At 55.4% G+C, this 25,785-nt stretch carries 37 protein-coding genes and 1 tRNA gene; 1 reads left to right on the top strand and 37 read right to left on the bottom strand.

What is annotated here, in order from left to right:
* The 11 genes from H1D41_RS17395 to H1D41_RS17345 form a co-directional block, all read right to left on the bottom strand.
* Positions 1-208 (bottom strand): hypothetical protein (locus H1D41_RS17395; protein WP_228850122.1); only part of this gene is annotated, 208 nt, incomplete at its 3' end.
* 60 nt (positions 209-268) lie between these two features.
* Complete coding sequence (locus H1D41_RS17390; protein WP_228850120.1) at positions 269-1,351, bottom strand: contractile injection system protein, VgrG/Pvc8 family; 1,083 nt, start codon at positions 1,349-1,351, stop codon at positions 269-271.
* On the bottom strand, positions 1,344-1,553 hold the full coding sequence (locus tag H1D41_RS17385; protein ID WP_228850119.1) for a tail protein X: 210 nt from the start codon (positions 1,551-1,553) through the stop codon (positions 1,344-1,346). The genes H1D41_RS17390 and H1D41_RS17385 overlap by 8 nt, the downstream gene beginning before the upstream one ends.
* A gap of 9 nt (positions 1,554-1,562) precedes the next feature.
* Complete coding sequence (locus H1D41_RS17380) at positions 1,563-2,318, bottom strand: hypothetical protein (RefSeq protein WP_228850118.1); 756 nt, start codon at positions 2,316-2,318, stop codon at positions 1,563-1,565.
* Positions 2,311-2,592 (bottom strand): hypothetical protein, encoded by a 282-nt coding sequence (locus H1D41_RS17375; protein ID WP_228850117.1) that lies wholly within the window; start codon positions 2,590-2,592, stop codon positions 2,311-2,313. Before H1D41_RS17375 ends, H1D41_RS17380 begins: the two co-directional genes overlap by 8 nt.
* 14 nt (positions 2,593-2,606) lie before the next feature.
* Positions 2,607-3,020, bottom strand: a complete 414-nt coding sequence (locus H1D41_RS17370) for a phage tail protein (protein ID WP_228850116.1) — start codon at positions 3,018-3,020, stop codon at positions 2,607-2,609.
* Between the two features lie 2 nt (positions 3,021-3,022).
* Positions 3,023-5,299: a phage tail tape measure protein gene (locus H1D41_RS17365; protein ID WP_228850115.1), complete on the bottom strand. Its 2,277-nt coding sequence runs from the start codon at positions 5,297-5,299 to the stop codon at positions 3,023-3,025.
* Between the two features lie 121 nt (positions 5,300-5,420).
* Positions 5,421-5,825, bottom strand: coding sequence for a phage tail assembly protein (locus H1D41_RS17360; protein WP_228850114.1), 405 nt, complete (start codon positions 5,823-5,825; stop codon positions 5,421-5,423).
* Positions 5,826-5,867: 42 nt separating this feature from the next.
* Positions 5,868-5,942, bottom strand: a tRNA-Met gene (locus tag H1D41_RS17355).
* Positions 5,943-5,949: 7 nt separating this feature from the next.
* A complete protein-coding gene (locus H1D41_RS17350) occupies positions 5,950-6,453 on the bottom strand; it encodes a phage major tail tube protein (protein WP_228850113.1) in 504 nt (167 codons plus the stop codon).
* A 21-nt stretch (positions 6,454-6,474) separates the two neighbouring features.
* Positions 6,475-7,680, bottom strand: a complete 1,206-nt coding sequence (locus tag H1D41_RS17345; protein WP_228850112.1) for a phage tail sheath C-terminal domain-containing protein — start codon at positions 7,678-7,680, stop codon at positions 6,475-6,477.
* A gap of 324 nt (positions 7,681-8,004) precedes the next feature.
* Here H1D41_RS17345 and H1D41_RS17340 point away from each other — a divergent pair, with 324 nt between their 5' ends.
* Positions 8,005-8,820 (top strand): glycosyltransferase family 25 protein, encoded by an 816-nt coding sequence (locus H1D41_RS17340; RefSeq protein ID WP_228850111.1) that lies wholly within the window; start codon positions 8,005-8,007, stop codon positions 8,818-8,820.
* A gap of 88 nt (positions 8,821-8,908) precedes the next feature.
* Here H1D41_RS17340 and H1D41_RS17335 read toward each other — a convergent pair whose 3' ends face one another.
* From H1D41_RS17335 to H1D41_RS17210, 26 genes are all read right to left on the bottom strand, one after another.
* Positions 8,909-9,301 (bottom strand): hypothetical protein, encoded by a 393-nt coding sequence (locus H1D41_RS17335; protein WP_228850110.1) that lies wholly within the window; start codon positions 9,299-9,301, stop codon positions 8,909-8,911.
* A complete protein-coding gene (locus tag H1D41_RS17330) occupies positions 9,298-9,891 on the bottom strand; it encodes a hypothetical protein (protein ID WP_228850109.1) in 594 nt (197 codons plus the stop codon). Before H1D41_RS17330 ends, H1D41_RS17335 begins: the two co-directional genes overlap by 4 nt.
* Positions 9,891-10,646 (bottom strand): hypothetical protein, encoded by a 756-nt coding sequence (locus tag H1D41_RS17325; protein WP_228850108.1) that lies wholly within the window; start codon positions 10,644-10,646, stop codon positions 9,891-9,893. The genes H1D41_RS17330 and H1D41_RS17325 overlap by 1 nt, the downstream gene beginning before the upstream one ends.
* Entirely contained in the window at positions 10,639-11,235 is a 597-nt protein-coding gene (locus H1D41_RS17320; RefSeq protein WP_228850107.1) for a phage tail protein I, read from the bottom strand. Before H1D41_RS17320 ends, H1D41_RS17325 begins: the two co-directional genes overlap by 8 nt.
* The gene (locus H1D41_RS17315) at positions 11,228-12,124 is read right to left on the bottom strand and encodes a baseplate assembly protein (RefSeq protein ID WP_228850106.1); all 897 of its coding nucleotides are present in this window, start codon (positions 12,122-12,124) and stop codon (positions 11,228-11,230) included. The genes H1D41_RS17320 and H1D41_RS17315 overlap by 8 nt, the downstream gene beginning before the upstream one ends.
* On the bottom strand, positions 12,121-12,447 hold the full coding sequence (locus tag H1D41_RS17310; RefSeq protein WP_228850105.1) for a GPW/gp25 family protein: 327 nt from the start codon (positions 12,445-12,447) through the stop codon (positions 12,121-12,123). The genes H1D41_RS17315 and H1D41_RS17310 overlap by 4 nt, the downstream gene beginning before the upstream one ends.
* 15 nt (positions 12,448-12,462) lie before the next feature.
* On the bottom strand, positions 12,463-12,681 hold the full coding sequence (locus H1D41_RS17305; protein ID WP_228850104.1) for a hypothetical protein: 219 nt from the start codon (positions 12,679-12,681) through the stop codon (positions 12,463-12,465).
* Between the two features lie 9 nt (positions 12,682-12,690).
* The gene (locus tag H1D41_RS17300) at positions 12,691-13,227 is read right to left on the bottom strand and encodes a phage baseplate assembly protein V (protein WP_228850103.1); all 537 of its coding nucleotides are present in this window, start codon (positions 13,225-13,227) and stop codon (positions 12,691-12,693) included.
* Entirely contained in the window at positions 13,220-13,717 is a 498-nt protein-coding gene (locus tag H1D41_RS17295; RefSeq protein ID WP_228850102.1) for a hypothetical protein, read from the bottom strand. Before H1D41_RS17295 ends, H1D41_RS17300 begins: the two co-directional genes overlap by 8 nt.
* Complete coding sequence (locus tag H1D41_RS17290) at positions 13,714-14,193, bottom strand: phage virion morphogenesis protein (RefSeq protein WP_228850101.1); 480 nt, start codon at positions 14,191-14,193, stop codon at positions 13,714-13,716. The genes H1D41_RS17295 and H1D41_RS17290 overlap by 4 nt, the downstream gene beginning before the upstream one ends.
* Positions 14,190-14,618 carry a gp436 family protein gene (locus H1D41_RS17285; RefSeq protein WP_228850100.1) on the bottom strand — a complete coding sequence of 143 codons (429 nt, stop codon included), beginning with the start codon at positions 14,616-14,618 and terminating at the stop codon, positions 14,190-14,192. The genes H1D41_RS17290 and H1D41_RS17285 overlap by 4 nt, the downstream gene beginning before the upstream one ends.
* Before the next feature lie 91 nt (positions 14,619-14,709).
* Positions 14,710-15,084, bottom strand: coding sequence for a hypothetical protein (locus H1D41_RS17280; protein WP_228850099.1), 375 nt, complete (start codon positions 15,082-15,084; stop codon positions 14,710-14,712).
* Between the two features lie 71 nt (positions 15,085-15,155).
* On the bottom strand, positions 15,156-16,061 hold the full coding sequence (locus H1D41_RS17275; protein ID WP_228850098.1) for a Mu-like prophage major head subunit gpT family protein: 906 nt from the start codon (positions 16,059-16,061) through the stop codon (positions 15,156-15,158).
* A gap of 44 nt (positions 16,062-16,105) precedes the next feature.
* A complete protein-coding gene (locus H1D41_RS17270) occupies positions 16,106-16,495 on the bottom strand; it encodes a hypothetical protein (protein ID WP_228850097.1) in 390 nt (129 codons plus the stop codon).
* A 47-nt stretch (positions 16,496-16,542) separates the two neighbouring features.
* Positions 16,543-17,607 (bottom strand): phage protease, encoded by a 1,065-nt coding sequence (locus H1D41_RS17265; RefSeq protein WP_228850096.1) that lies wholly within the window; start codon positions 17,605-17,607, stop codon positions 16,543-16,545.
* A 351-nt stretch (positions 17,608-17,958) separates the two neighbouring features.
* Positions 17,959-19,185 (bottom strand): phage head morphogenesis protein, encoded by a 1,227-nt coding sequence (locus tag H1D41_RS17260; RefSeq protein ID WP_228850095.1) that lies wholly within the window; start codon positions 19,183-19,185, stop codon positions 17,959-17,961.
* Positions 19,178-20,728, bottom strand: a complete 1,551-nt coding sequence (locus H1D41_RS17255; protein ID WP_228850094.1) for a DUF935 domain-containing protein — start codon at positions 20,726-20,728, stop codon at positions 19,178-19,180. Before H1D41_RS17255 ends, H1D41_RS17260 begins: the two co-directional genes overlap by 8 nt.
* A gap of 16 nt (positions 20,729-20,744) precedes the next feature.
* On the bottom strand, positions 20,745-22,382 hold the full coding sequence (locus H1D41_RS17250; protein WP_228850093.1) for a hypothetical protein: 1,638 nt from the start codon (positions 22,380-22,382) through the stop codon (positions 20,745-20,747).
* Positions 22,382-22,621 (bottom strand): hypothetical protein, encoded by a 240-nt coding sequence (locus H1D41_RS17245; RefSeq protein ID WP_228850092.1) that lies wholly within the window; start codon positions 22,619-22,621, stop codon positions 22,382-22,384. Before H1D41_RS17245 ends, H1D41_RS17250 begins: the two co-directional genes overlap by 1 nt.
* The gene (locus tag H1D41_RS17240) at positions 22,618-23,190 is read right to left on the bottom strand and encodes a DUF3486 family protein (RefSeq protein ID WP_228850091.1); all 573 of its coding nucleotides are present in this window, start codon (positions 23,188-23,190) and stop codon (positions 22,618-22,620) included. The genes H1D41_RS17245 and H1D41_RS17240 overlap by 4 nt, the downstream gene beginning before the upstream one ends.
* Before the next feature lies 1 nt (position 23,191).
* The gene (locus H1D41_RS17235) at positions 23,192-23,506 is read right to left on the bottom strand and encodes a VpaChn25_0724 family phage protein (protein ID WP_228850090.1); all 315 of its coding nucleotides are present in this window, start codon (positions 23,504-23,506) and stop codon (positions 23,192-23,194) included.
* Complete coding sequence (locus H1D41_RS17230; RefSeq protein ID WP_228850089.1) at positions 23,506-23,880, bottom strand: DUF2730 family protein; 375 nt, start codon at positions 23,878-23,880, stop codon at positions 23,506-23,508. The genes H1D41_RS17235 and H1D41_RS17230 overlap by 1 nt, the downstream gene beginning before the upstream one ends.
* A complete protein-coding gene (locus H1D41_RS17225) occupies positions 23,853-24,296 on the bottom strand; it encodes a hypothetical protein (RefSeq protein ID WP_228850088.1) in 444 nt (147 codons plus the stop codon). The genes H1D41_RS17230 and H1D41_RS17225 overlap by 28 nt, the downstream gene beginning before the upstream one ends.
* Positions 24,286-24,507 (bottom strand): TraR/DksA C4-type zinc finger protein, encoded by a 222-nt coding sequence (locus H1D41_RS17220; protein WP_228850087.1) that lies wholly within the window; start codon positions 24,505-24,507, stop codon positions 24,286-24,288. Before H1D41_RS17220 ends, H1D41_RS17225 begins: the two co-directional genes overlap by 11 nt.
* Complete coding sequence (locus H1D41_RS17215; RefSeq protein ID WP_228850086.1) at positions 24,500-25,069, bottom strand: 3TM-type holin; 570 nt, start codon at positions 25,067-25,069, stop codon at positions 24,500-24,502. Before H1D41_RS17215 ends, H1D41_RS17220 begins: the two co-directional genes overlap by 8 nt.
* Positions 25,070-25,137: 68 nt before the next feature.
* A complete protein-coding gene (locus tag H1D41_RS17210) occupies positions 25,138-25,749 on the bottom strand; it encodes a holin-associated N-acetylmuramidase (RefSeq protein ID WP_228850085.1) in 612 nt (203 codons plus the stop codon).
* Between the last annotated feature and the right edge of the window lie 36 nt (positions 25,750-25,785).

Below are 25,785 nucleotides of genomic sequence, written 5' to 3'. Positions count from 1 at the left end.
GCGGCGGTGGCGGCGGTGGAGGTGGAGGTGGTGGCGGTGGTGGCGGTGGTGCAGAAGGTGAATCTACATCGGCATAGCCCAGACTGAAAGTTCCGGTCTGCTGAATGAAGTCATACCCGATGACAACAGCATTATTGTTGCCCAGATAACCGATACCTGCGTCGGCCCCGAACTTACCAGAGCCCGGATAGTAGATGTAGCGGGCCAAAAGTTTTGTCAGTGCGAGACAAAATGACTGTCACTGAGATTTAGCGGGATCTGTAGCAACTCAGCGATCCAGAATTGAGATGTACTCTCCATTGCCTGTATTCCGGTTTGCGGATGTTGTAGCGGGCTTGTCTTCTTTCTCTTCATCCATACCGAATTGCGCTTCAATGGTGGTGGTCGCGCCGCCTTCTTCTCCAAAGTCCCAGACATGGGTAACGGAATGCGCGATCCAGTTTCCATCCAGATCCGGAGCCACATTCAGGACTTGCACTGGTGCCTCTGCGCGGGCCGCAGGGGCACCGACCAGCTCAACAGTCATTTCACCTTCACCAGCCCGCACCTCTTTGTGACGGGCCTCTGCTGCTTTCACAGCGTCAGCCTCATTCTGAAACACCTCTCGAAGGGTTATTGAGGGGCCTTCAACAGCCAGTTCAAGGATCGCCTGGCGGGTGCGACCGGCGGCTGCATCCTCCCAGTTGGCAATGATGCGGGAAAAGCGGCTACGCGGCTTCAGGTTGACGGAATAGGCGTTGTCGGCAATCAGTCTGTCTGTTGTGACCTGCACAGCGGGCAGATCCTGACCGCTGGCTGTTTTACCGCTGTTACGCTCTGTCACCAGCAGATGACCATCTTTCGGCGCAATCACCGCGCCAATGCGTCTGCCGATCCGGGTCAGCAGGTTCTGGTCGCTCTCATTGGTCTGCGCGATGTAATCAATCACATGAGACGCCAGCGCTTCGGAAATCACCAGTTTCAGATTATGGCTCCGGGCAATCTCGCCAGCGATGCTTTCGACGGTTCCCGACCAATTACGGGTTTTGGGTTCTTTCAGGCTTTTCGCGTGATCTGCAGCTTTCGCGGTCAGGGTGGCGGTGCGTTCAAAACCATTCCGCCCCCATTCCTCAAACAGATATGTCCCGGCAAACATCAGGCCGGTTTCCTCAAACCCCAGATCCAGAGTAATGGCTGCACCTTCGCGCGGGCGCTCAACAAAAGGAAATGTGTCATCGAAGGTGATTGTCAGCTCATCGCTTTCATACCCGGCAGCATCCGTGGCCTCGATACGCAGTACGCGGGCGCTGTTAAAAGGTTTGCCTTCAACAGTGAGGCGGAAAGTGGGCCGGTATTGACGCAGATTAATCATAGAGTTTCACCGGCTGCACGGCGCTGACTTCGGGAAGGTCTGGCAGGATCACCGTCAACCCGGCTGGCAGAACCAACGGGGACTGGGCCAGCCCCCGGTTTGCTTCCCGCAATGCCTCTGTGCTGCCTTCGTGGCGTCCGTAGTGCTGCCAGGCAATGCTGTCTACGGTATCACCCTCTTTGGTTTCATAAGTATCAGCCATTTTGCCACCTCACAGGATACCATATTTCTGCTTCGCCCAGGTTTCGACTTGCTGTACCTGCGCTGCAGTCGGCGGGCTTGAAGCGTGAAAAGCCAACAGCTCACACATAATCCCCTGCCAGGCCCGATCCGCGTCATTTTTATTCGGGCCACCCAGTGTGGCAATTCGCACGGGTTCACCTGGTGTCGGGTGGTCCAGTGCCGAAAACCTGACAACGGACAAAGGCATGGGCAAAACGGTGCCTGACGGTGAAGCGCCATTCACGCGGGCCTTATTGGGGGAACCTGTAGACCAGAGAACATCACTGCCCGACGTGCCAACTGTGCGCCTGCCGTTGCCGTCAATGCCTTCCAGATTAGCAATGAACGTCACCCAGTGATCAAAAGAGGTATCCAGCCCGTCTTTATAGCACATGACCGCAAAGACCTCAGAACATGGTGCATCAAACCCCAGAACCAGTCCTTTCTCATTCGCGCTATTCGGCCAGACCAGAGCGGGGTTGCCGTTTGCGCGCGGTTCGCTGGTGGCGTAGTCTGGCCCGCCACCCGGACCAGCAACAACCGGCGCGCCACCAGGCACACGGTTGCGCAGTTCTGTCACTTCACTGCCAGACACGGTCACGCTTTCAGCATGCGAAGCGTCATACCATCCAATCAGCCCCGGAATATCCAGAGGTGAAAACGCAGCCTTCTGGCCGCTCCCCACCGATGGACCTTTGCCTCCGGCAAAGGATCTGAAGCCGGATCTGTCAAACGGATTAAGCATGATCCACCAGTACAATCGCATCAGGAAAAGACATTCCCAGCGCCCAAACTCTCGCACCACCAGTTGCTGCAATTTCATCCAGAGCCACAGCTCTTTCACCTTCTCCGGCCCCATAGAGCCAACCGCGCTTTTCAGCTCCGGCAGGTTGCACAGCAGATCGCAGGATTTCGACTTCTCCCTCAAGCACCTGAAACGTCAGGATGCTGACATCGCTGTTGGTCAGCTCAATCCATTGTCCCTTTTGCACGGTGATGGGTTCCTGTTCACGGGCCATTGTCTTTTTCCTCCTTAAAACACCGGAATGCCAAACACTGTGACGCCAGCGGGCGCACGGGTCAGCTTTATGGTCAGTGTGATTTTCTGAAACGTGCCATTGGGCAGCACATGGGTTTTCTCGCCGGTCAGCTCTTCGATGAGGTAGAAGCCATAGAAATGACCAGACCGTGAAATCAGCGGCAGGCGGCGACCAGAACGCATCCAGAGGCGCATCAGCTCAACCTGTGTCGGCCCGCCGGGCGAAAGCACCTCTTTGTAAATCGTCGCGCGCAGTTCCAGCTCACGATCACCCAAACCCAGAAACTGTTTTGTCGGCATAGAACGCGCCCGGTCCATGCGGGCAATGCGCACATTTTCGCGATCTTCCATCTGTTCCAGCGCCATGGTTGAGAGCGCAATCCTGAATGGTCCAAGAGCCATAAGCATAATCAGTCCTCCGCAATCGCTGCATCATCAAGGGCGCGGCGTGTGGCGCGTGCTGCCTGATCCCCGGTTGCACGGGCAATTGCATTGTTATCAACGCGCTGCTGCCGCGTAATGCTTACCGGCATGTCAATTTTCACGTTGATTTCCGGATTGCTTTCAAAGCGGCTTTCAACGGTGACATTCGGCTGTGTACTTCCGTAGTTTTGTAACGCACTACGCAGTTCAGAATTGGCATCATCTGAAGACATGTCCATTCCGGCTCGCACTCGCCCGCTCAGGCTTTGGATTTCAGCAGGAGATCTGAGGTTCAGACCGCCTGCATTGGGGCCGTTCAAATTGGTGCTTGTACCGCTGTTGCCGGTCTCGCTGCTTCGGAACCATGCGCCCAGATCAGGAATGATTGCGCCCCAGTCCCAATCCGGCAGAAGATCCGCCCACTGAAAAGCAAACATTGCACCCCAGGCAATCGGTCCACCAATGATTGCCATCCAGCTCCAATCGGGCAGGAAGTCCAGCCACTCAAAGGAAAAGAACCAGCCAACCCAGTCAATGGTTGTGTTGAGGTAGTCACGCCAGGGGAGTTCCTTCAGCCCCAGATAGTTCCACGCAAACATCCCGATTTCAGCCGCCATCACGGCCCAGCCAATGACCGGGATCAGACGCAGCGCTCCGCGTCCGAACCAGCGCAGCGGTGTGATCAATCGCCCCCAGCCAGAGGCATTCATGCCGAATGTGCCCAGACGGCTGATCATAGAAGCCCAGCCAATGGACGGGATAAGACGTGCGCCCCAAACCAGAGGCCGGACCAGAGAGCGCCATGGAATTGCAGGGATCAGACGTGCAGTCCAGCGCAGTGGGCGGATCGCCCAACCACCAAATTTGAAACCCCGGCCAAGAATGCGGGCAAGACCACGTGCGCCCAGGGCCGTGCCGCGCAACAGGCTCGCAGTGCGCCACAGACCACCCTGCATGACAGCCACGCCCAAACCGACGACACGGGTTGCAATCCCTAAGGCCAGCAGCGCAGCAGCGCCCTTAACTATCGTTGCAGTTAATTCAGGATTAGCCTGCGTCCAGGCCGCGACCTGATCCACAATCCAGGTGGCGTCCTGGATCATTTCAGTAAAGACGGGCAGCAATGCGCCAGACGCGCCCAGGAGTGAGGTCAGGGAGTTGCGCAACTGACGGGTGCTTTCGTTGAAACCTTCCATCACCGCTGCATAGTCCTTATCAATCACGCCTTCCGCGCCTGCGGCAACTGCAGTGATCCGTTGATATTCCTCAAGGTTCGGAATGACCGCGCGCAGGAAGTCCAGAACCTGCTTATCTGCGAACAGCTCACCCATTTTGAAGGCATCACCTCCGGTCATGCGTTCAATGACCAGAAGCATATGTTCAAGCGGGTCTGTGCCGCGTTCAAGGGCAATGGCAAGTTCACGCTGGATATCAACGCCAGCTTCCTGAAACTTGCGCACTGTATCCGGGGCCGTGATCTTGCCCAGAAAGTTGGTCATATTGGTTGCGGCCTGATCTTCAGAGCCTGCAGATTTCATGGCAAGTTGAAGGGCGGCGGACAGAGAGGCTACGGCTCCGACACCTTCCATGCCAAGGGAGCGCGCCCCGGCTGTAATCTCCGGGAACTTCCGGGCCATCGCTGCCAGCTCAAACGACCCTTCCTTGCCAGACTGGGCCATGATATCGAAAGCCTGAGACAGGCGGTCCGGAGCAACATTCAGGTTGTCCATCACCGCATAGCCCGCATTTGCCATTTGCTCGAACTGGGAACGTGTTGCGGTCGCAGCACGTCCCGTTCCGCGCAGTGAGGCCATAGCCTCATCCATACCCATGCCTTTACCCACATAAGTGGCAAGACCTTCCAGAAGCTGCAGCTCTGACTGCCCGGTGACATGGCGCAATTCACTGAGTTCATGACGCAGCGAACTGGTGCGCTCCGCGCTCAATCCGGCGAGGTTGGCAAAGTGGATCAGCTCTTCTTCAAAATTCCCGGCCGTCATGACCGGCGCGGCCAGTGTCAGCGCCATTCCGGCCGCGCCGATCATACGCTGGCGCGCGCGGGTAAAGCGCTCTTCGGACCGGCGTATTCCGGCTTCGATATTCTCAGCAGAAAAGCCCGTCCGGATGTTTCGGCCAAGCGACGCCCTGAACGCATTGGCTTCTGTTTTCAGGCTGCGCATGCTGTCACGCAGACGTGCGCCCGGACCAGAAAACTGGTCCATCAGGCGCACGATCATTGCAACACTCAGATCTGTGGCACTCATTGTTTTGGCCCCATCGCTTTTGCTGCGCGGATCATCTCACTGTGCCACTTGCAAAGCTCATCCCAATACTCTGTTTCAAGCTCTGCCTTGCCCCAGTGAAACCCCCAGGCAAGTTCCCCAATTAACTGTCTGGCAATTGGGATCGCGCCATTTCCTGCTCTATGCCCGCGCGCATCGTTTTGGGCAAAAAATCAAACACGGCGTCTTTCAGCGCAAGAAGATCATCGGCATCCAGGCAGTTCAGAACATGGGCTGAAACACCTGTGAAGTGTTCCAGCATTGCACCATCTGAACCGTCGCCATTTTGCGCTTCCTCCTTCATGGCTTCCTGAAACGCGATCATCTCAGAACCATTCAGGCGGCGCACAGTGATACTGCTCATTTCCTTGCCATCTACCAGCAGCGGCCAGTCAAGTGGCACCGCGCGTTCGCGGGACTTACCATTGTCTGCAAACCGCACTTCGGGCGGTGTTGGTGGTTCAGGCTGTGTGATTTCAGTCGTGGTTGTTTCCGGTTGATCTTGCATAGTGCGTCCAGATGTAAATGGGGCCATCCGGCCCGGTGAAACTGGTTGCGGGGGGCGGATTTGCACCGCCGACCTTCTGGTTATGAGCCAGACGAGCTACTGCTGCTCTACCCCGCGCTCAAACTCAGAGGCCCAGACCGCCCCGGATATCGGCCCATTGGTCTACGCCATCAACCACACCAATCATGTTCAGCAGGTCGATTTCATAGACAAGCTGCCCGTCAATCAGGTGCTTATAATAGGTGATGGAACCAATCTTATAATCGGTGTCTGTTTTTGACTGGGCCTGCCAGTCATTGCTGTCCACATTCAGGCGACCCTGAATGATCAGGACTTCATCCTGTTGCGACCCGTCGATTTCAGATACGGAAACGCCCCGGAAGGTTACACGGGTGGATTTGCCTGGTGTCAGGCCCGCCTTACCCATCAAAAGCTTATTGCGGGAATTGACCATCAGGCCCGCTTCCAGCTTCTGCACCCCCAGAGGCACATCCAGCTCGCCAAGCAGGCCACCGGCTTTAATTGCTTCCACCTGATCACGCACCAGTGGCGGTGTGATCTTTTCAATCTCCAGATGGGTGGAATAGCCATCAACATGAGCGTTAAATTTACGCAGGATATGGGTCATAGATTTTATCTCCGCTGAGGCTTACTGGTTGGACAGGCGCGCAACTTCCGCCACGGCATCATCAGCCAGTTCGGCGTAATACCCGGTGTTGCGGTTAAACTGGAAAATGATGTGCTGCATTGGCGCTGGCGGCTCTGCGTCATAAGACACGAACAGATCACCGTTCACCCAGCTCTCTTTTGTGTTCAGTGTCGGATCAATCCAGACCTTGCCACCAAGGGTCACGCCACGTGCTTTGAGCTGGCGCAGGTATCCGTTTACGGTCTCTGCAATATCCAGAATGGCCTGAACAGAGAACGGCTTGTCAATTGCCCACTTATGGGCTGCAGCAACGCTGTCCATGACCAGATCCTGAGTACGCTGCACCGCAAGGAACTTGGTCAGAGGTTCGCTGGACGTGCTTTCGTTACCCCACAGCTTGTATCCACCATCACGAATGATCGTCGCTACGCGATGTTCATTCAGATAGTTCGCTTCACAGTTCCGTTCGCCCATCAGAAATTCAATCGGGCGGGCTGTGCCGGTAATTCCGAACAGCTCATGATTTGAGATGGAATGATGAAACCCTTTTTCCTGATCTACGCGACACATCAGGCCGGTGACTGAAGGACTGGCCGGGCGGACAACATCCAAACCATTCAGACGGATCTTCACGCCGGGATCCACCACAAAGACACGCGGGGAACCCCAGTCCTGCGCATATTGCACAGCATCCTCTTTGGTCGTGTTCGGACCATCAGCGATGATCCAGCCACGGTTGCGGGTCGCAAAACCCATCAGCTCAGCCACCACCGGGTTGCGTGAATTTGCAACGCGCTGAGACGTAAAGCCCGGCACATCAAAGATACGCGGCACAAGACCGGTTTCGCTTTGGGCCGCGCGCAGGGCATGAATGCCAGTCTGCGCACCGGCAGTGCCGATGATGTTTGCCAGGGTCGCGTCAAAATCCGCGCCTTCTTCAACGCGGATCATCACAGAGGTTGTGGAACCATGTTCTTTGAACTGCTGGCTATAGGCATCCGGCAGAGTGCCGGTGGTGCCCAGATCTTCCAGCAGGCTACCATCGCCAATCATAGCAATGGGTTCATTCAGCGGGAATTTGTTGTTGTCAGCATCTGGCGCGGTGCCGACACGTGCAACGATTGAGGATGGAAGGGTCTGAACCGGGCGACCGCCCTTGATGTTCAGAAGGCTTTCAATCCCGTGCAGATAACCAAGGCCTGACATTCAGCGCTCCAACGTAAGGTTTAACTTTTGTTGGAGCGTTTTTGACATGGGGAAAGGTGTAACCCGCTGGTAGCGCCGCTACCTAATTCCAGAAATTCAGAAATGTCCGGGGTGTCTTCATATAGGCAAACGCGGGTGCACCGCGCAAGCCTTTCGCTTAATGGATCTGGAAAGCTTTTTTACGACGCGCTGCCCGCTCTCTGGCTTTTCGTCTTTTTGTCCCGGCTCTCAGGGCGGGTGTTTCGCGAAAACGATATGTTCTGCGCCACAGTACCTCAGTTACAACACGCTCCCAAATACCTAGTAACAGACTTGAGAAATGCCTTGGCTTCAGAATTTTATGTCTTATCGAGCACACGTATGATTGAAACGGTATGTCAGCAATTTGAGGCCACGGATATAGAAATGATACAACAACCATATATTTACATCCTGTCTCTTACAGACAGTGAAAAGCGCCGGGCACCTCTTATTCTACAACTCGAATCGATGGGCCTAGAATATAGTGTTTGGGATGCAATTGATGGCCGACAAGGCCTGCCAGAAAAGTACGAAAGCCTTATTGATCGTGAGCAGAGCAAAAAGCGCATGGGACGAAATATGTCAGATGCGGAGTTCGCCTGCGCCCTGTCCCACCGCGCCATGCAGCAGGACGTCCTGAACCGAAACTTACCTGGCGCGTTAATCCTGGAAGACGATGCGGTGTTGACGGAGAGCTTCAATGACATCCTGTCGCTCCTTCCCCTGAAAGGGCATGATATTACACTGCTTCATCACAAAGGAGGACATGCACGTCGACGGACTACTCCAATATCACCGAAGCACAAAGCGCAGCGTATTACGCTTTTTCCGAATAGTGCCGCTGCCTACTATATCACACGAACGGGTGCAGCACGCATGGTCGCCGCAAGCACACCGGTTAGCTATGTTGCAGACTGGCCGCTGGATTTGTCTCTGATAAACAGTTTTGTGCTGCAGCCATGTCCTGTTCAGCCACCTGAAGCAACAGAAGCCAATTCTGCAATTGAAAAATCCCGTATAAACATGAAAAAACTTCGATATAGAAATCTCCAGCGGTTTCTTGATCGATCTTACTGGAAGCGAAAGTACCTGAAACTTATTTCAAAAAAGCTAATCTGAGCATTATAGGCCTCAAGAAGCCCAGAAATTGGATTATGTTTTTTGAGCAACCGCCGGGCAATCTTTTTCAGGATACGCGACAGAAGGCTCATGGTGAATAATCCTCCAGGATTTCCTCAAGACTGGCGTAATCAGCCCGGTATTCAAAAGAACCAAGCTGCCCCCCGATGCGCACAGCAAGGAAGAACATCAGAGCAATCATGAGCGCCAACGGAATGCGGATGATCCGCCACTTTGGATGCGACAGCGCATCGCGCAGCATCGCCATGAAGAACTTCCAATCACAGCGGGCGCGATCCCATTGATCGCCGCCCACCGCATAGCCGAAATCATGGTGACGCCAGCTTGCATCCTTAAAGAACCAGCTCGCGGTTTCTGTGATCATGCGGCGCAGAGGATCTGGCAGCCAGCACGGGCCGACGCCATTGCCAAACTGCGCCTGCTGCTCTGGTGTCAGATCATGGAAAGACGGGCGCTTCATGCTTCGTCTCCTGAGGCGTTTAACTGGGCAATCCCTGCCTGCACGTCGTGAGCCAGCATTGCGAACACGGCTTTCACCCGGCCCTCGACTTCGTCCAGTGGCACGCCCTCATCTGTCGCCACAAGAATGGCGGAGCGACCTTTGGCGCGAATGCCCCCCGCAATCCCTACAAGCGACAGGAACCTTTCAGCCTTGCCAATGATGGTGGCGGCCAGCTCTGGTTCTGTAACCCCTCTGCCTTGTGCCTCTGATACGAGCATCGCCGCCTGTCCGGCGGTTGCATTGCCTGCAACGAGCGCACGGGCTGCTTCTTCCTTAACCTTCCAGGTGTCACGTTCAGCCACGGTTGCACTGCCAGTAAATTCCTCAAGGTATCTGGCATGCATGCGGTCAATTTCCGCCAAAGCAATTTGGCGTTGTTCCTGATGCGGGGGATAATCAGAAACAACGATCCACTCACCATCAATCCAGGAATGGTTGGAACTCGGACGTGCAGGGATTTCCTGAAGTACCCCGAAACGCGTCGTAAGAGTATCCTTCGGAGCACCTGACACAAAGATTGCGCCATTTTCAGACAGATAGGTAACCATCACAGAACCTCCGCCCAGAAGAGAATATCTACGTTATTGGAATTCAGCGACGTCAACCCGGCGTTCGGGTTAGTCAGGCTCCCCGCGCCTCGCTGAACAAAACGCATTTTCTGTGCGTTCACGATAAAACTGGAACCGCTATTGTCATCATCCGCAGTTGGCGAAGTCAGGATAACATCACCGTTAGAATACCCGGACGTGTTCCCGCCTTTCCAAATAAACTGCATTCCAAATGAACCGGCAGCAGGAACGGAACCAAGCCCATGAAGCCATTCTGTGCCGCTCGGATTATATGCCAGCAACCCGGATGTGATGATACTACGAGGCGTACCCGCACCAATGTTAACCCGGGCCTGAGCCGGGTTGACAACCTCCGAAAGGTTATTTGCCCCAACCATTGCATTGGTAATCTGCGATAAGGCTGCTGCGATCTCGCCATCATTTGCCTGCACTGCCGCGGCCAGCTCATTCAGCGTGTCCAGCGCCCCCGGCGCGCCATCAATCAGATCTGCAATCGCCGCATTGATCTGAGCTGCGACATCGATATTGGCAAACGCAACTTGCAGAGCTTCAATTGCGGTCTTGTTGAACCGTGTCCGAGAGGCAAGAAGCTGCGCCTGCCAGTTCATAATGCCGCTGTCATTTGCGGGATCTACAGGCCCGCCGGTCGGCCAGAAACCATCTTCCAACTGCGGGATCTGTGCCGGAAAACCTGCCGCTTCCGGCAGATAACTCAGGGATGCTACATCAACCATAATTTACCTCTGTTCTGAATGTTCCGCCCAATGGGATATTGGTGCCAAGCGCCCAGTCATTTGCGCCAAGCACATATTGGATATTGCGGACTGTGATTGCGCGCAGGCGACAGAAGACCGGCGCCACGGTTGCAAGGAGGCGCACCAGTTGATCCGCTGCGCGCCGGTCAATTGGTCTGGATACTTCAACCCAGTAGTCAGCCCAATGCACGCCACGCAAACCAAGCTTCCAGGACCGCCCCAGCTCATGAGTGCGACCAAGACGGGGAAGCGCTTTCGCCTCGATGACACTGACATCACCATAGGACGCAGCATTCAGCGCGCGTTTAATTGAACTCAGCGTCCCTTTTTCCCGATGCACCGCGATGGATTGCCGGATCGTTTGCCGCTTGACCGGCAGCGGCCATTGATCATCCCAGAAATCAACCGACATCGCCCAGGCAAGAAACTTCAGCGCATGTTCCGGACAACGATCAGGGTTCCAGAGATCCCCGATCGGCACATCAATGCGAAACGCATTCCGGATCAGGGTTTCAAGTGATCTTTCAAGGCGTGTTGAATTGACTGGAAGTGTGGAAATATCAGACAAGTTCACCCCCATCAGTCAAGCGAGTGTCTGTGCGTATCGCTGCCTGTTGTGAAGTGCAGACAACATCCGCTGCAGGCGACAGCAGCTCAACATTCTGGACACCATCCAGAAACAAAGCGTGGGTCAGTCCGGCACGGGTAATATCCACCCCGAGGTTATGGCGCTGCGCGCAATGAACATCCACGGACACGCGGCATTTTTCCATCAGCTCCTGCGTTCCATAACCGGGCAGAAATGTAATCCGCGCCTCAACCTCATAGGGAATGATCTGTGCGGACTGAAAGACATGATCGGCGCAGAGCGGCTGACGACCATCAACGTAATCTGTGACCTGCTGGAGCAGTGCAGGTGAAGCTGTACCGTCTCCCTCATTTGAGAGGATCGCAACGGTTACGACACCCGGTCCGGATCGAAACGGCCAGGCAGCTTTTACCTCTGAAGAGGCATTCAGTGAATGATAGATATATGACCCGGAAGAACCGGCTGAAGTCAGACCTTCAGGTGCAAGCTGGATCCGCTTGCGGAAATCTGCATCGCTTTCCAGAACCTCTGGCACCGGCGGGCGGGCATTCGGATCTGCAGCCTGCAGGACATGACGCGCCAGCCCCCAGAAATCGCCAAAGTTATCCAGGCTGGATCCGAACCCATGGGCCAGCGTGTTTTTCCGCGCTTCGTCATTGATCAGCCCGCGCATGCGCACGACTTCTGAAGCAACGATCTGCAGAATGATCACCAGCGGATCTGTCTCAGAGTTCACAACTTCTGTGACCTCAGGGTAAAGCGCCACCAGATCACGCTTGTAATCCGCCAGCAGCCTCTCAAAGTCCGGCTGTGCGACAGTTTCGGGAAAGGCACGGTCCCGCAGGTCAATGGGGGTGAAGTCACTCATATTGCATATCCGATATTCTGGCGCTGTCCGGTTGCCACCTCTGTGACTTCCACACGGATCTGCACCGCGCCATTTTCGTCTGCTTGTTCCAGGGCAAAGCCGTTCAGTTCTACACGGGGTTCATAGGCATCAATCGCTTCCGCAATCGCGACGTAGTAATCCAGAACGATTTCGGGCACGGAAGGCTTGTCTGTCAGATCCGGAGCCACAGAACCAAAGGCGCGGCGTTCAAGGCGTGTGCCGACGCGGGTTGTAAAGATCACATCCAGAGATTGCCGGATGTGATCCCAGCCCGTCAGGCGCTTGCCGGTATGTCTGCACATGCCCGCCATTTCAGATCAGCCTTTGCCTTTCGTTTTCTTTTGCAGATCACCTGCAGCAGGCTGCGCGGCATCCTTCAGACGCAGAATGTGCGGTGTGAAATACTTTGCTTCATCCGCTGTTTTAAACACGGTTTTCTTGCCCGCTTCCCGGTAATGCGGGCCATCCCAGAAGCTGCTCACAACTTCATATTCATACTTCTGAGGCGCGCCGCCCTGATCTTTCTTCTCTGGCATTTTCGTCTCCTAAACTGGGGTGCCGGTTTCAGCCGGACCCGGTTGGATCCCGCTGTGTTTATGGCTGTCGCCAATATCTGTTCCATTGTGGGTGACACGACCGCCTGTGATCGCCAGGCCTGCGCCGGTCAGATCAAGGGAAACGCCGCCGACCGTCGCATTTACGCCCCCGGCGATTGCGGTGATCGTCACATCGCCAAAGGTGAACACCGCCGCCTCACCATCACCTGAAGGTGCTGGATTTTCGTCTGTGAAGCCTCCCGGAAATGCACGTGACCGGCTGCTGATTTCGCCTGAAGGAGAAAACACGGTCATCTCTTCACCGACTGCAGGCGGGTTCCAGGTCTTGCGGGCACCGCCACGTTCCGGCCAGCGGATCCACGGGGTAAGCAAGGGATTTGCTTCATCCCCGATATCAACGATCACACGCTGATTAGCAGGATCAACCTCAACCACACGACCGGCGCGGACTATGTTGCTGTTTTTGCGCTGCAGCTCCGCAATCTGGCGCTGCATGGTGGCAAGAATGCGTCCAAGATCAGCCATGCGTCACCGCCCCGGAAACTGTGCCGGCATCAATCGGTCCACCACAATCGCTGACCTCCCCGATCTGCACGTTTTGCGACCATGCCACAGCATGAATGCAGACACCTTTTGATTTCGTCGCTGAGTACAGCGCCTGCATGCGGTGGTTTTTTGGAACGCCTATTCCCAATCCGGCGCTGAACTGGTTCAGTTCCACACGGGCAGCGACCGCTTCCATGATCGCCACGCCATCAGTGATACGATCTGCGCCATCGGTGACAATGAACACGGCCAGCGCTGCCTCATAGCGGCGTGTCTCATTGGCAAGCGCATCCGTTTTCGGGGCACCCAGAAAGGCAATGCGCAATGCCGGGGCACGAAAGCTCTGACGTTCCAGATCATCGGCCCCAAACTGACCCGGTGTAATATCAACATCGCGCATCGTCTGGCCCAGATCCGCTGTCTTCATATCGTCACGGATTGCTTTCAGCAGAGTAACAAGCCTGCTCATTGCAAAACCTCCGCAATGAAATCAGCAACCACGCTTTCAATCTCATCCCGGTTATCTGAACTTAGGCCCAGATAGGGGCGCGCAGGCATGGTCACAGACTGGACAACGAAGTTTTCACCACCGGCAGTGAAGGCCAGTGCCTTGGCGTTCTTAGGTTTGATCACGCCCCCGAAATGATGAATAGCCGCGTAAACCAGAGACGACCCGACTTCTACATCACCACCGCTCACGCGGTAATCAATGCTGTCGTGCAGGTTGCCCTGATCATGAAGAAGAGATGATCCCCGATAGTTCGCTTTCCAGGGTGTTCCATCTGGCGCGGTTTTCTCATCCCGGATCCGGCGTCGGGTTTGCAATTGCGCCAGACGCCCGACTGTATCCAGCAGCTCATGTTTATCCAGAACCGTCAGACGGGTCAGACGGTCTGTAGCTTGCGCCAGACCTTCCTCAACAACTGTGACTGCAACACCGCTCATCTGTTGCGCCCAAAGCGGCGGGGCCGCGCTGAAAATGACAGACCTTCTTCCCCACTGGATACAGAACCCGTCGCAGGCAGATCCGCGTCAGGTTCATCAGCGCCAAGGCCCGCTTTGCCTGCAGCAATTTTGGTCAGAAAAGAAATCGCCTGGTCATAGCGCTTTTCCATTGTATCCGTCAGGCGGGTATGAGCATTCGCCAGAATATAGGCTGCGATATCCACGCAGGGGCGACGCAACAGCCGGGGCTGGCGTGGCAAAGGCAGATCGTAACGGGCAGACAGATAACCGTCGATTTCGGCAGAGGCATCATCCAGCGCCTGATCGACCGCAGCCTGCGGATCAGCCACATCAACCGGCGTGAGATCTTCCAGATACTCAGCGCCATAAATGTTCACAATGTCACTGCGGGTTGCGTATTGCACGGTCATATTCCTGTGTTTCTTTGCCGGTCTTTCCCGGCTGTCGCCCCTGCTTGCGGGGCGTAACGGACCCGGTTTCCCGGATCCGGACTGATCAGCTCTTCGGGCCGGTCACATTCAGATGCGGATCATCAAGGATCGCCTGCATGCGCTTATCATCAATGTCGCCTTTGTAGATTTTCACCGGCTCAGGGCCGAACTTCAGACCGGCGCGGCGACGGGGCTTCAGAGACTTCACCTCGATGTAGCTGCGCGGGGTGTCTTCTTCAGCTTCCAGTTCGGCAGTGGCTTCACCGTCACCTGCCGGTTGCGTTGCAGCCTTCGCAGCTTCCTGGACCTTAGCAGTCGCTGTGTCGTCACCTGTGCCTGCGTCGTTTTGCTTTTCTGCATCGCCGGTCACCTGGGATTGTTCCACTTTCTCTGCCTTTTCGGTTTCAGTTGCTTTGGGGTTTTTGGTTTTGCCAGCCATCGGGCTTTCTCCTCATGGTCACTTCACTGAAGCGGGCCGTTTGACCGGCCCGCTCTGTCAAATGACCAGGCTTAACCGGCAAGCCACGGGGTCATCAGGATTTCAGCCTTGCCATAGTGAGCATTGTCTTTGCCGCCGTCCGTGCGTTTGACTTTGACAATCTCTTCTGCGGCCCCTTCCAGTTCAGGTGGAACAACCAGCAGGTTTGGCACGATGTTCAGAGGGCGACCCTGATCACCCACCAGAGAGGCCATCGCTGCACGGGCAGCTTTGAAGTTCTCAGGGGTCAGAGGGGCACGGGATCCGAAGGCCAGTTGCCAGAAAGTGTATCCGGCAGCACCACGGGAACGGGTGCCATACAGGTACTGGTCTTTCATAAAGACAGTGTTTGACTTCTCCGGATCGTCATGCACAATCAGTTCAGCTTTGACGCGGTCCTGATAGATCAGAGGTTTCACAGATTTTTTAGTCGCCAGAAGGAACCACGCCGGGCCGGAACCATCCTGCATGTTGGAAACAGATACTTCCTCACCATCAATGATCACCGGATGATCAGGATCAAAGAAATTCTGTCCGTCATAACACGGGCTTTCAAAACCCTCTTTAAGAGCTTTAAACACCAGTTCATCAGGATGTTCAGCAGCAGCTTCCGCAAGACCTTTTACAGCCATGGAATAGGTGCCGACGTTGTCATCTTCCACATCTTCGCGCTCAACCGCGATTGTGTCTTCAAACTTTTCGTTGCGGAGCTGATAGGCATCGCGTTCCAGCTTTTTGACGCGGCGCTCATCAATCCAGCGCTTCATGCCGGGGATCTGGTTCAGCCAGGTATAGGTCTCAACTTTGGCCGTTGAGTTCACTTTCTCAGCAATGTTTTGCCACTGAGGGCTGGCGCTTTCAAAAGCCTTGTTAAAAATCGCCTTGAACCCTGTGTTCAGGCGGCTGAGAAGTTCACGGCTCATACGTTTGGCGGGCATCGGTAATATCCTTTGCGATGTTCAGAGAAAAGTGGCGGGCCGGATCAGATAGCGATCCAGACCCCATTGCCCTCAACCGCACGGATTTTACCCGCGACACAGCGGGTGCCGCCGCCATCGGTCTTAGCAACTGTGGTTGAGTTCAGAACGAAACACAGCTTGCCAACATCCGCACGGGTGATCTGATCAGCAGCAGACGCACTGTCGAATTTCCACGTGCCAACTTTGGCAGTGATCTGTTCATCGCCATCAACGCCATTGGTGTTGTCCTGGCTGTCTTTCGCCACGCCAACGGTCACGGCTGTTGAACTTTCAAAGCCCGGCTTGGCATAGCCAGCATCCAGCACGACCAGATGACCAAGCCAGATCTTTGCACCAGCGGCCATATCATGCTGAAAGCTCTGGCCCTCACGGCTTTCTGTGTTTCGTTCCATTGTTCAGATCCTGTTTCGGGAGAGTTAAAGAGTTTGCGGGCGGGGGATCAGTCGTCAGCAGCGCCGCGATCAGCGGCAAGCTGTTTGGCATAATCCGCTTCATCAATCCCCAGTGACGCAGCCATTTCCTTGTCCTCATCAGACAAAGCGCCAGCGGCCACATCGCCCTCATTCAGATTGGACGGCTCCGCAATTTGGGACATGCCTTCGACCAGCTTCTTGATTTCCTCAAAGCCAGCATCAGAAGCGGAAGCAAGAGCAACGTAATGGTCCTTTGTGGCCGGGGTGATCTTCCCGGCCTTCACTGCACCGGAAATCAGTTCATCAATTTCAGCCTTGCGGCCCGCCTTGGCTGTCTCTTCCAGCTCTGCCTCTGCAGAGTTGGCACGGGCCAGCACAGCGTCGTAATCAGCACGCGGCATGAAATCATCCGTTGACGGGATCTTTGCAGCCTTTGCAGTTTCCAGTTCCTGATCCTTATTACGGATCGCAGTCAGAACCTGTTCCTGTGTGGCGTCTTCAGAAAGGCCAAGCGCCTTTGCAATTTCTTTCAGCATTTCTGCATCCTCAGTTTTGGGAATATCTGCGCGGGCCAGAGCCTTCATCTGAAACGCCGGACGGTTTACCAGCGCCAGCGCATCAAGGGTCACGACTTCACGGGTAGTTTTGTGAACACGAAATTCCGGGCTGACAAAGCGCCATTCCTTACCGGCAATCTGTTCAGAGGCCCGAACTGTCCAGGCAACACGCGCCCAGACCGCGCCATCACGCACTTCCAGTTCTTCAATCCAGCCAGCGGCGGTCTGATCGCCATTCTCTTCCGGCTTGAATGAGGAAAGGTGATCGAAGTCCACCAGAATTGGCATGCCTTCTGACGCCATCTGACGCTCAACAAAAGCCTCCGGATCAGACATGCGGAAGTTCCGGCCATCAACCGTTGCCAGTTCCGGGCCTGCCGGGAAGATCTGCACCCAATCCGGAGCCACAGAAGTGCCCTTCTCCGCCTTCAGCTCAAATGCCAGGGCAGTTGCCAGATAATGGCGCGCATCAGATCCGGCGTTGCCAGAGGCAAGGACAGTCTGGAAATCAGTATTTGACAGATCGTTGTTCATGAGAGAGGGAATGCACCGGATATCCCTTCAGCTCTCTGGTAGCGCCGCTACCTAAATCATGATTTTCGGCTGATCACCCTTCGGGCTGTCTGTTCCTTAGCGCATCACGCAACGCAGATCAAATTTGAAAGTGATTTGAAAGCGTTTGAAAGGCCATCTGTGCAATTCCGGTGTCAGGGGGCACTTTCGGTGGCTGATCGCGCTCTATGGGCAAATTTGGCGGCGGTGCGTTTTGCTGGCTGTCAGTCAGGAATTGATATTTCCTGCGTGACGATCTATATAACGTATGAGGCCGAGTAAACAGTGCCTGGTATATTCCAGCGGGGATGTTGTGACCCCCCGGCCTCATATTCACCTTAGCGGAATATGTCTTTCAGTCTCCCCGTATTGCTCCGGGCGGATCCGGCGGAAGCTTTTGAGAAAGATTTCACGGCGATCCTGTGTCATGCGCAGAACGGCAGACCATGGCTTTCCGTCACGCATGAGCTGAAACACAAAATCCCGCTCAAAGCGCACATCTTCATAAGCTTCACCTGATTCAATTATCTCCTGCACAAGCGCATAATCCGGGGCATCCAGTTGCCCGGAACCATCAGCGTTGATCCTCTTGCGGGCCTGCTTATGGGCATCCCCATTTGAGAACAGGACTGTGCGGGATCGTGCGCCCATCAGTTCCTGCAGTTCTTCAGACAGTCGGGCGACCGGCAGCGCTATGCGCCCCAGCTCAACATTGCCCGGAGTGCGATCAGCCGGACCAGCGTAAGGCAGATCCCCGGCCTGCAGATCCCGGAACTGTCGCGACGCAACCAGATCCTGCACCGCCACACGTTGCGCCTGGGGAGACATCCGGTCCATCCGCTCCCCCAGAAAGCCAGACACATTGGCTGCACGGGTTGCGCCGGGATTGCTCTGCCAGCCGGGGTCTATGCCTTCCGGTATATCCAGAACCTCGCCTGTTTGCTTATTGGTCCAGCGCCGGGTGACAACCTGAGGCGCATCCACAGTCTCATCATAACCCAGGCTGAGAGCTTCACGCCGGGAGATCTGGCGCACCCGGCACTGACACAGCCAGCCGTTCGGCGGATAATGCGTTGCCCAGAATGTATGATCCACCGGGAGAATAACCCCGACCCAGCCCATATGTTCTGGTCGGCGTTTCTCAGCCACGGAAAGCTCATAGATCAGAAATGGCAATCCGCGCTTTGTGCGCTGGATCCGCTCCCATTCACCTGCGGCCCGTGCTGTTGACACATTAGCCCAGTAGATCGTGCGCAAACGGCGCAGACTTCCCAGCTCAACAACTTCCCCGTTGATACGCTGCCGACCCCACCAGCCCTTACGGCGCAGGAGCGGCTCCAGATCATCCGCGAATTCCCCGAAATTGCGGTAGTTATCAATGCTGTTTTGCAGGCCTGCTTTCAGATCATCCACAATGTCATAGCCTGCAGATTTGGACACAGTAAACGAAATCGCATGTTCGGCCTCGGAGAACTCCTGCCAGCCCCATGTGACCTGTGTATCCTTAGCCTCGAAATAGCGCCGCACTTCCTCCTGTGCGTTCTCGAACGGATCAGGCATCAGACAGGCCGTCCCCTTTTGCCTTCATCATCGAGATCGCCAGGCGTTGTCCCAGACGGGACACATCCGGGGTGTGTTCATCCAGACGCGCAAGGAAATCATCAAAGCCACTGGATGCACGGGCCAGCTCAATCACCCCGGCCACAATCGGGGTCATATCCTGTTCCCAATGTTCCAGCGCCTCATGCACCAGCGGATCCTCATCCATCTGTGTGGCGCTTGCCCGGTGGCGTTCGCCACAGTTCACACAGGCATGGGCTTTCTCACTGGTAGCTGCAACCGCAGGCGCTATCTGCAAAACAGGTTCATCATCCTCAGGCACACGGAACCCCATGCGTTTATTCACATCCGCCCGTGCCACCCGCAAACCAAGCGGGACCAGTTTCGAAAGGTTATCCGAAAGCGCCTTCAGATCTTCCGGATCCTCAACCGGAAAGCTGACAACCGGCGGTTTCACATCCACCCCGAAATTAAACGCAACATAAGGCGCGATCAGATCACGGTTGATCGTGGTTGCGAGCTGGCGGGCATCTGCCTTCTTAATGTCACCACGCACATTGTCATGGGTTTCTGATTGTGATCGGCTGGACCCATCGTCCACAGTCATGGTCTGACCGATCACGGCCTTAGAGATCTGCTTATCCAGAAAGTTTGCCATCTCAGCAAAGACCGCTGTGCCTTTACCACCAGAACATTCAATGAAATCGACTTCCATGCTCTTTGGAATAATCGCCGCCGCATCTGCCCCCAGATCACGCACAGCCCGCAACAGAACCCGCTTTTCCTTGTCACTGGCCTGGCCATCATATTTGCCCAGACGCAGCGGCATGCCAAAGACTTCAAGGAACGCAGCCCAGTCATTCAGCGTGTAGGTTTTGAGCATCAGTGACCAGGCCACAATCCGGGCAAGACCGCCCCGCACCGGCAGGCCTGATTTCAGCTTCGGGCGATGCACAATCATTGTCCAGGGCGTCAGCGGTTTGCCTTCAGCATCCTCATCATCGCGCAGGCGCAGCTCACGCCCGGTCTCTTTATCAAACTGGAAATGGCGCGGATCCCGGTGCAGGTAGTCTTCCGGCCACCATGTTTTATCCCCGTATTGCCAGATGTTTTCGACAACGGAATATCCTTTGGCAATGCCGTCCAGAAGATCATCCACCATATCCGGAAACAGCGGGCTGGCTATCAGATCCTCAACGCTTGCCGACACGTCTTTATCAAACTGATCATCACTGGCAGGTGTGACTACGGGTTCAATCCCGGAGACAGCCCGTTTTCGCTGCCCCAGTACAGCGGAATAATGCCCGTCACGTTCTTCCATTTCTTCAGCAAGGGTCAGGAAGTCCTGGTTATCACCTGCATCTGCAGCCTTCAGAAGCTTTGCCAGTTTTGCGGGATCAAGGTTTTCGGCAAGACCCGTCACCCATGGGGAGCGCACACCTGTTGTGGTCGGCGCTGCCTGTTCTTCAGTCAGCAGGCTGTATTTGATCGGCAGACCATCCGGGCCGATGACGGAATTACTGGTGTGGGTTTCTTTGGGCATGGTGTCACCTGTTCATTCAATGACGGCGACGGAAACCGCGCCATCTTTCATTGTCCCAATCGTCGTCATCATCATTCAGATCATGAACGCTCTGGTAGTCGTATTCGGAAACGGGCTGACGGCTTGCAAACCATGCCAACGCACCGGCAACTGCGCTGTCGCCATGGCGGTTGAAACCGTCAGATCCTTTAAAGCGGAAATCTTTCGGCACCCGGATCAGACCATCAACATATTGCAAGGCCTGGTGATCCTGCAGAACGTCATCATGTCGGGGCAAAAGTACGGTCTTGTCAGAGAAAGCCTCAATATAGGCAGGCATTTCCTGCCGATACCATTCAGCAGAGAAATGCACTTCAACGATCTTGTCACCATAGCGTTGCACGGCTTTCTCAGCCAGATAAGCGCCGTTCCCGGTCTTATCCATTGCACCCTTCATGAAGTTCGGGATCCGGTCACAGATGTAAAAGAGAATATCCCGCTGCTGATCAAAAGGAATGTTGCGCAGCTCAACCAGCAGAACCGCACGACGCACCAGATCCTTGCCGATTTCATAGATGATAATGTCAGTGACATCACCGTTGCGCGCAAAGTCTTCACCCATGACGTGGCGCAGATCCTTGTTCAGTCCGTTCAGAACCGGGCGCAGCTCCTTCACGCAAAAATCAAGCGCATCCGCTTTGCGCACATGATCGGACGCATTCCGAAAGTCATCATCCCGTGTCCAGCGATGCACCGGAATGCCATCGGCCATACAGGCCTCAATCTGAACCCGCGTCAGGGCAGAGCCTTCCGCTTCCGCCGGGATCGCGTCCAGCTCCTGCTTCATTGCTGCAGTGCGCGGCCCGTAAGAACCACGGATCAGCGCTTCCCAATCATCCTGCTTTTCCTGTGACCAGGTATTGCCTTTGATCCGGCAGACACGACGATACAGGCCGTTTTCAACAGCTATTGAAAAGGGGATATGGTGGATTGAAAATGGGTTCTTCCCCGCATTGGCTTCGCGGATCAGCTCATTGAACGGGTTCAAGACACCGTTATGCGTTGAAATAACCCGAACCTTGCCGCCCCAGATCAGAAGCGCATTCACTGCATCAATGACAGCGCGCACATCACGGTGGAATGCGGCCTCATCAATGACAACCACGCCCTGCAGACCCCGGATGTTTGCCGGATTGCTGGACAGCGCTTCGACCCGGTATCCGCTGGCAAACTGGATGCGGAATGCAGAAATGTCTTTGGTTGATCCATCCGGCTGCTCATCTTTGAAAATGAACTCTTCTACCTGGTGCAATTCGCCCGCGATGATCTTTGCGAAATGCGCCACATAGCCGATGAACTCCCGGCCCTTGTCTTTGGTGTCACCGATGTAAAACACATTGTCACCGCCCGCAGACCGGCTGGACGCAGCGATGATTGTATCCGCCAGAGCTTCGGCAAATGTGATCCCGGTGCGTCGCCCTTTCTCTGCCAGCTTCAGATCGCTGTCATCTTCCAGCCATTCCCTCTGGTGCTTCATCAGGATCCCTTCAGCAAGTGGATCCAGATCATCCGGGATTTCCGCACCACGGGTGAAATTCTCTGACAGCTCAGAAGGGTCACGCGCCACAACCGGCGCGCCTGCATGTGTATCAGGACGGGCGGCAGGGGTTTGCATCAGAACTCTGCCTTTACTTCCAGAAGCTGCCAGCCAGCACGTTGTAGCGACTGCCAGCACAGGAAGCGTTCAGTGTCAGACATGCGGTGATAAACAGCGGACGCGCCGGTTTTTTTCTGGCTGACAATCGCATTGTAAACAGCGTTATCACGCGCTTCATCAGCAGTGCTGAAAGCATGGGACGCAGTGCCTTTAGGGTTCTTCCATGACCATCCGATATGGTGACTGCGAGAACTCATGACTTTACCCCCAGAACCTCACGGCGGAAGAACTCAGCCTGCTCAGACGACAGGCCTTTTTCCGAACTGACTTTCTCAAGGGCATCATCGACCTTGGCTGCAAACTGTTCTTCAATGGCGCGCTTACGATCCAGAGACAGCTTCTGAGAATTGACCGCAGCCTGAAGGGCACGGGCCAGCTCCATCGCACCTTTCGGTGTAAGCTGTTCGTTTTCTGTGATTTCAAAAATCAGGGTTTTGATCGTTTCAGCCGCGATAATGGTCAGATCATCAGTCTGCCCCGGCTCCAGGCGTTCCGTCAGTGCAGAAGTCATGGCCCGCACTTCTTCATGGCGGCGCGCCATGCTGGCAAGCCGGATAGAATGGCGATTGAACGCAGTTTTGGAAATCGGCCCCAGACCCAGCGCCGCCAGCTTGTCGTTAAACTCAAACCAGATTTCAAGCTGTGTGCGTTCTCTCTCACGAAGTTCCTGAAACGCCCAGGCAACAACGTGATCCGCTTCGGGCGGCAGCAGGTCAATGGACGAAAGCCGACCACGACCGCGCTTTGGTTTCGGACGCCCAGCCATATCAGAGCAACGCAGGTGAAGGCTTGCGCACGCCGGTAAGGACGACACGACGCTCGACATGATCAAGCCCCCGTTCGGTCAGCTCCGCGATCACAGCAGTTCCGGCTTTGGTCAGCTTGACCGCCTGCACTTCCGTTTCCAGCCAGGAAAGCTCATTGCGCAGGTAATCCCGGCTGCGGTTAATTGCAAACGCCTGAAGCACAGCCATCAGCATAGTGTCATTCAGACGATAATCGGTTTCTTCAGCCAGCGCTTTCAGAACCGTCAGACGGACAGTTTCATTGTAACTGTCGCTGTAACCTTCAAACATTGTCATTACTGCCCTTTCTGTTTTTGTGAGGCATCAATCATGAAATCTTCAATCCGTCCGACCGCGCGGTTTGTGGATGTTGTGATTTGCTCCAGGCCGCTCATACGTTCCATGAGGCGGGCAATATTGACTTCCACCTCATGCAGTTCTTCGCGGGTTGGAAGGTGGCGCAGATCCTGTTCAACGACGCCCAGGCGCTGATCCATTTCCCGAACCTGAGAACTCAGTGCGGAGAACTCAGAAGCGGCAACCCCGGATCCGGAGCTGCCCCCGGAAAACCAGCGGGTATGACGCAAAAGGAACCCGATCAGAAGAACAACACCGACAACCAAAGCCCCGACCGGGCCGCTGTTCATGAGTTGTAAGAATTGGTTGTCCATGCCAGCCAGGCTCCTGATACGGCACAGCCAAGTGCCAGAATGAAGTAATTGAAATTCGCAGTTGTCTCGACGCCGCCTTTCCAGAAGTTCAGCGTGATCACCGCCCAGGCACCGGCTGCAAAAGCCAGACCGATAAACCGATGCACACGACGCGCGCCAAAAGCGGGGATCATGCAACCGATCTGCCAGGCACCAACGCAGGCGAACAGGCCCGCCCAGACAGAAGCATTCAGCCCTTCAAAGCCCTGATATGCTTCCAGTGTCAGAACCTCAGGTGAGAAATTCAGCAGATCCGCCCAGGCCATCAGGTTCAGGGCCGAGAAGATTTCCAGCAGACGCACCTCATCGTGAAAGACAAAACGCAGGGTTGCGATCCAGAAACGGCGCAGGCGGGATGTGATTGCCTTAACGTCCATGACCACGTTCCACTTCTTCATGATCAAGCTGGCATTCAATGCAGCGGCGGGCGAATGGCGCTGCGGCACGGCGGGCCGCTTCGATTTCGTCTCCGCAGTCAATGCACTCAGATGTGCCTTCCGCCTCAACCACATCACGATTGCGCGCAAGGGAGGCGTCACACTCCTGCTGAACACGGGCTTCCGCACGTTCAATATCGCGTTCACTCATTCCCGCGCTCCTGCCAGGCGCGTACAGCCGGGTTTTCACTGGTTTCTGTTGCAGCTTCACTCAGCTCTGTATCTGTGCCGGGATCTGCAGCGCCGGGGCTGTCGCTGGTGAACTCGCGCAGGCTGTCAATTGTCTCAATGATCCGGGGCGCATTGGCGACAGTTGCGGCAAGGGATGTGTGAAACTCCTGCGCTTTGAGCTGCATACGGCCACCGTAGTAGAAACTGGTAACGGTCCCGACAATCGCCCAGTAACCAACCGGCAGCAGCGCCAGGGAGGCAATGGCAATCGCCATATGTCCCGGCCAGATCATGGTAATGGGAATGGGCAGCAAGACGCAGAGCGTCACAGCAGGGCGCACAAGCCGGTTCAGACCATCGGCCAGACTGTCAAACCGCGTCCGGTTGCTGCGCGCGTGAAACTCAGCAGCATACTGCGCCAGAGCTGCCTGGCTGTAATCAGCATCGCGTACAGCACCAGCTTCTGCATTCTCACGGAACACCTCAACTGTTTCCTTCAGGACATTACGCCCACCACCAAAAAGCCATTGCAAAATGCGCATGTCTTACCTCCCGAGCCGCAACCAGATGCGGTCCATCAAAAGTGAAAATTGCCAGTCAAACGGAAGCATCACGCCCATGCCGACACCCGGTCACGGAACTGCGCGTCAGTCAGGTGATACGTCGCTGAAATGAACTCTTCGGCCCGGCGGATCCAGCCACCTTTGCCGCCAGCGCGGCTCTGGGCATATTTGCGTGACGCAGGGCGGCGATCCGCAATCCGGAAGTAATAATCACGGCGGGCAATCCCATACGCATCCACCAGATAATCACCGGCCTTTTCATACACTCGGGCAACAGCGGCTGCTGTCTTCGGCCCCAGTGCGCCATCAACTGTGACAGGTTCCTGAAACTCTGCCAGCAGGCGCTGCAGGATCTTCACTGCGTTACCACCTGCATTGACGTACATATCAAAAACAGAGGCCTGCAGCGGCTCTGGCAGCAGATTAATGCGCGGGCGCTCATAATAATGGCGAATGAAAATATCCGTGGCCTGCGTTCGGGTCAGCAGGCGCACGTCGCGCACATCAATGTCGCCATCACGATCCAGATCAATGCGCAGGCGGCGCATGGTATGAATGGTGACACCGTATTTGGTTGCACCGCCCGGATCATCCGGATCATTCACAAAGCCGCCTTCACGCGCGACAATCTCAGTGGCAATCTCACGGACGCTCTGCATAAAAAAATCTCCCGGACCAGGTGGTTCAGGAGATTT

The sequence above is a fragment of the Halocynthiibacter styelae genome (assembly GCF_016123485.1).
Lineage (GTDB): Bacteria > Pseudomonadota > Alphaproteobacteria > Rhodobacterales > Rhodobacteraceae > Halocynthiibacter > Halocynthiibacter styelae.
This window is presented reverse-complemented; position numbering and strand designations above follow the sequence as displayed.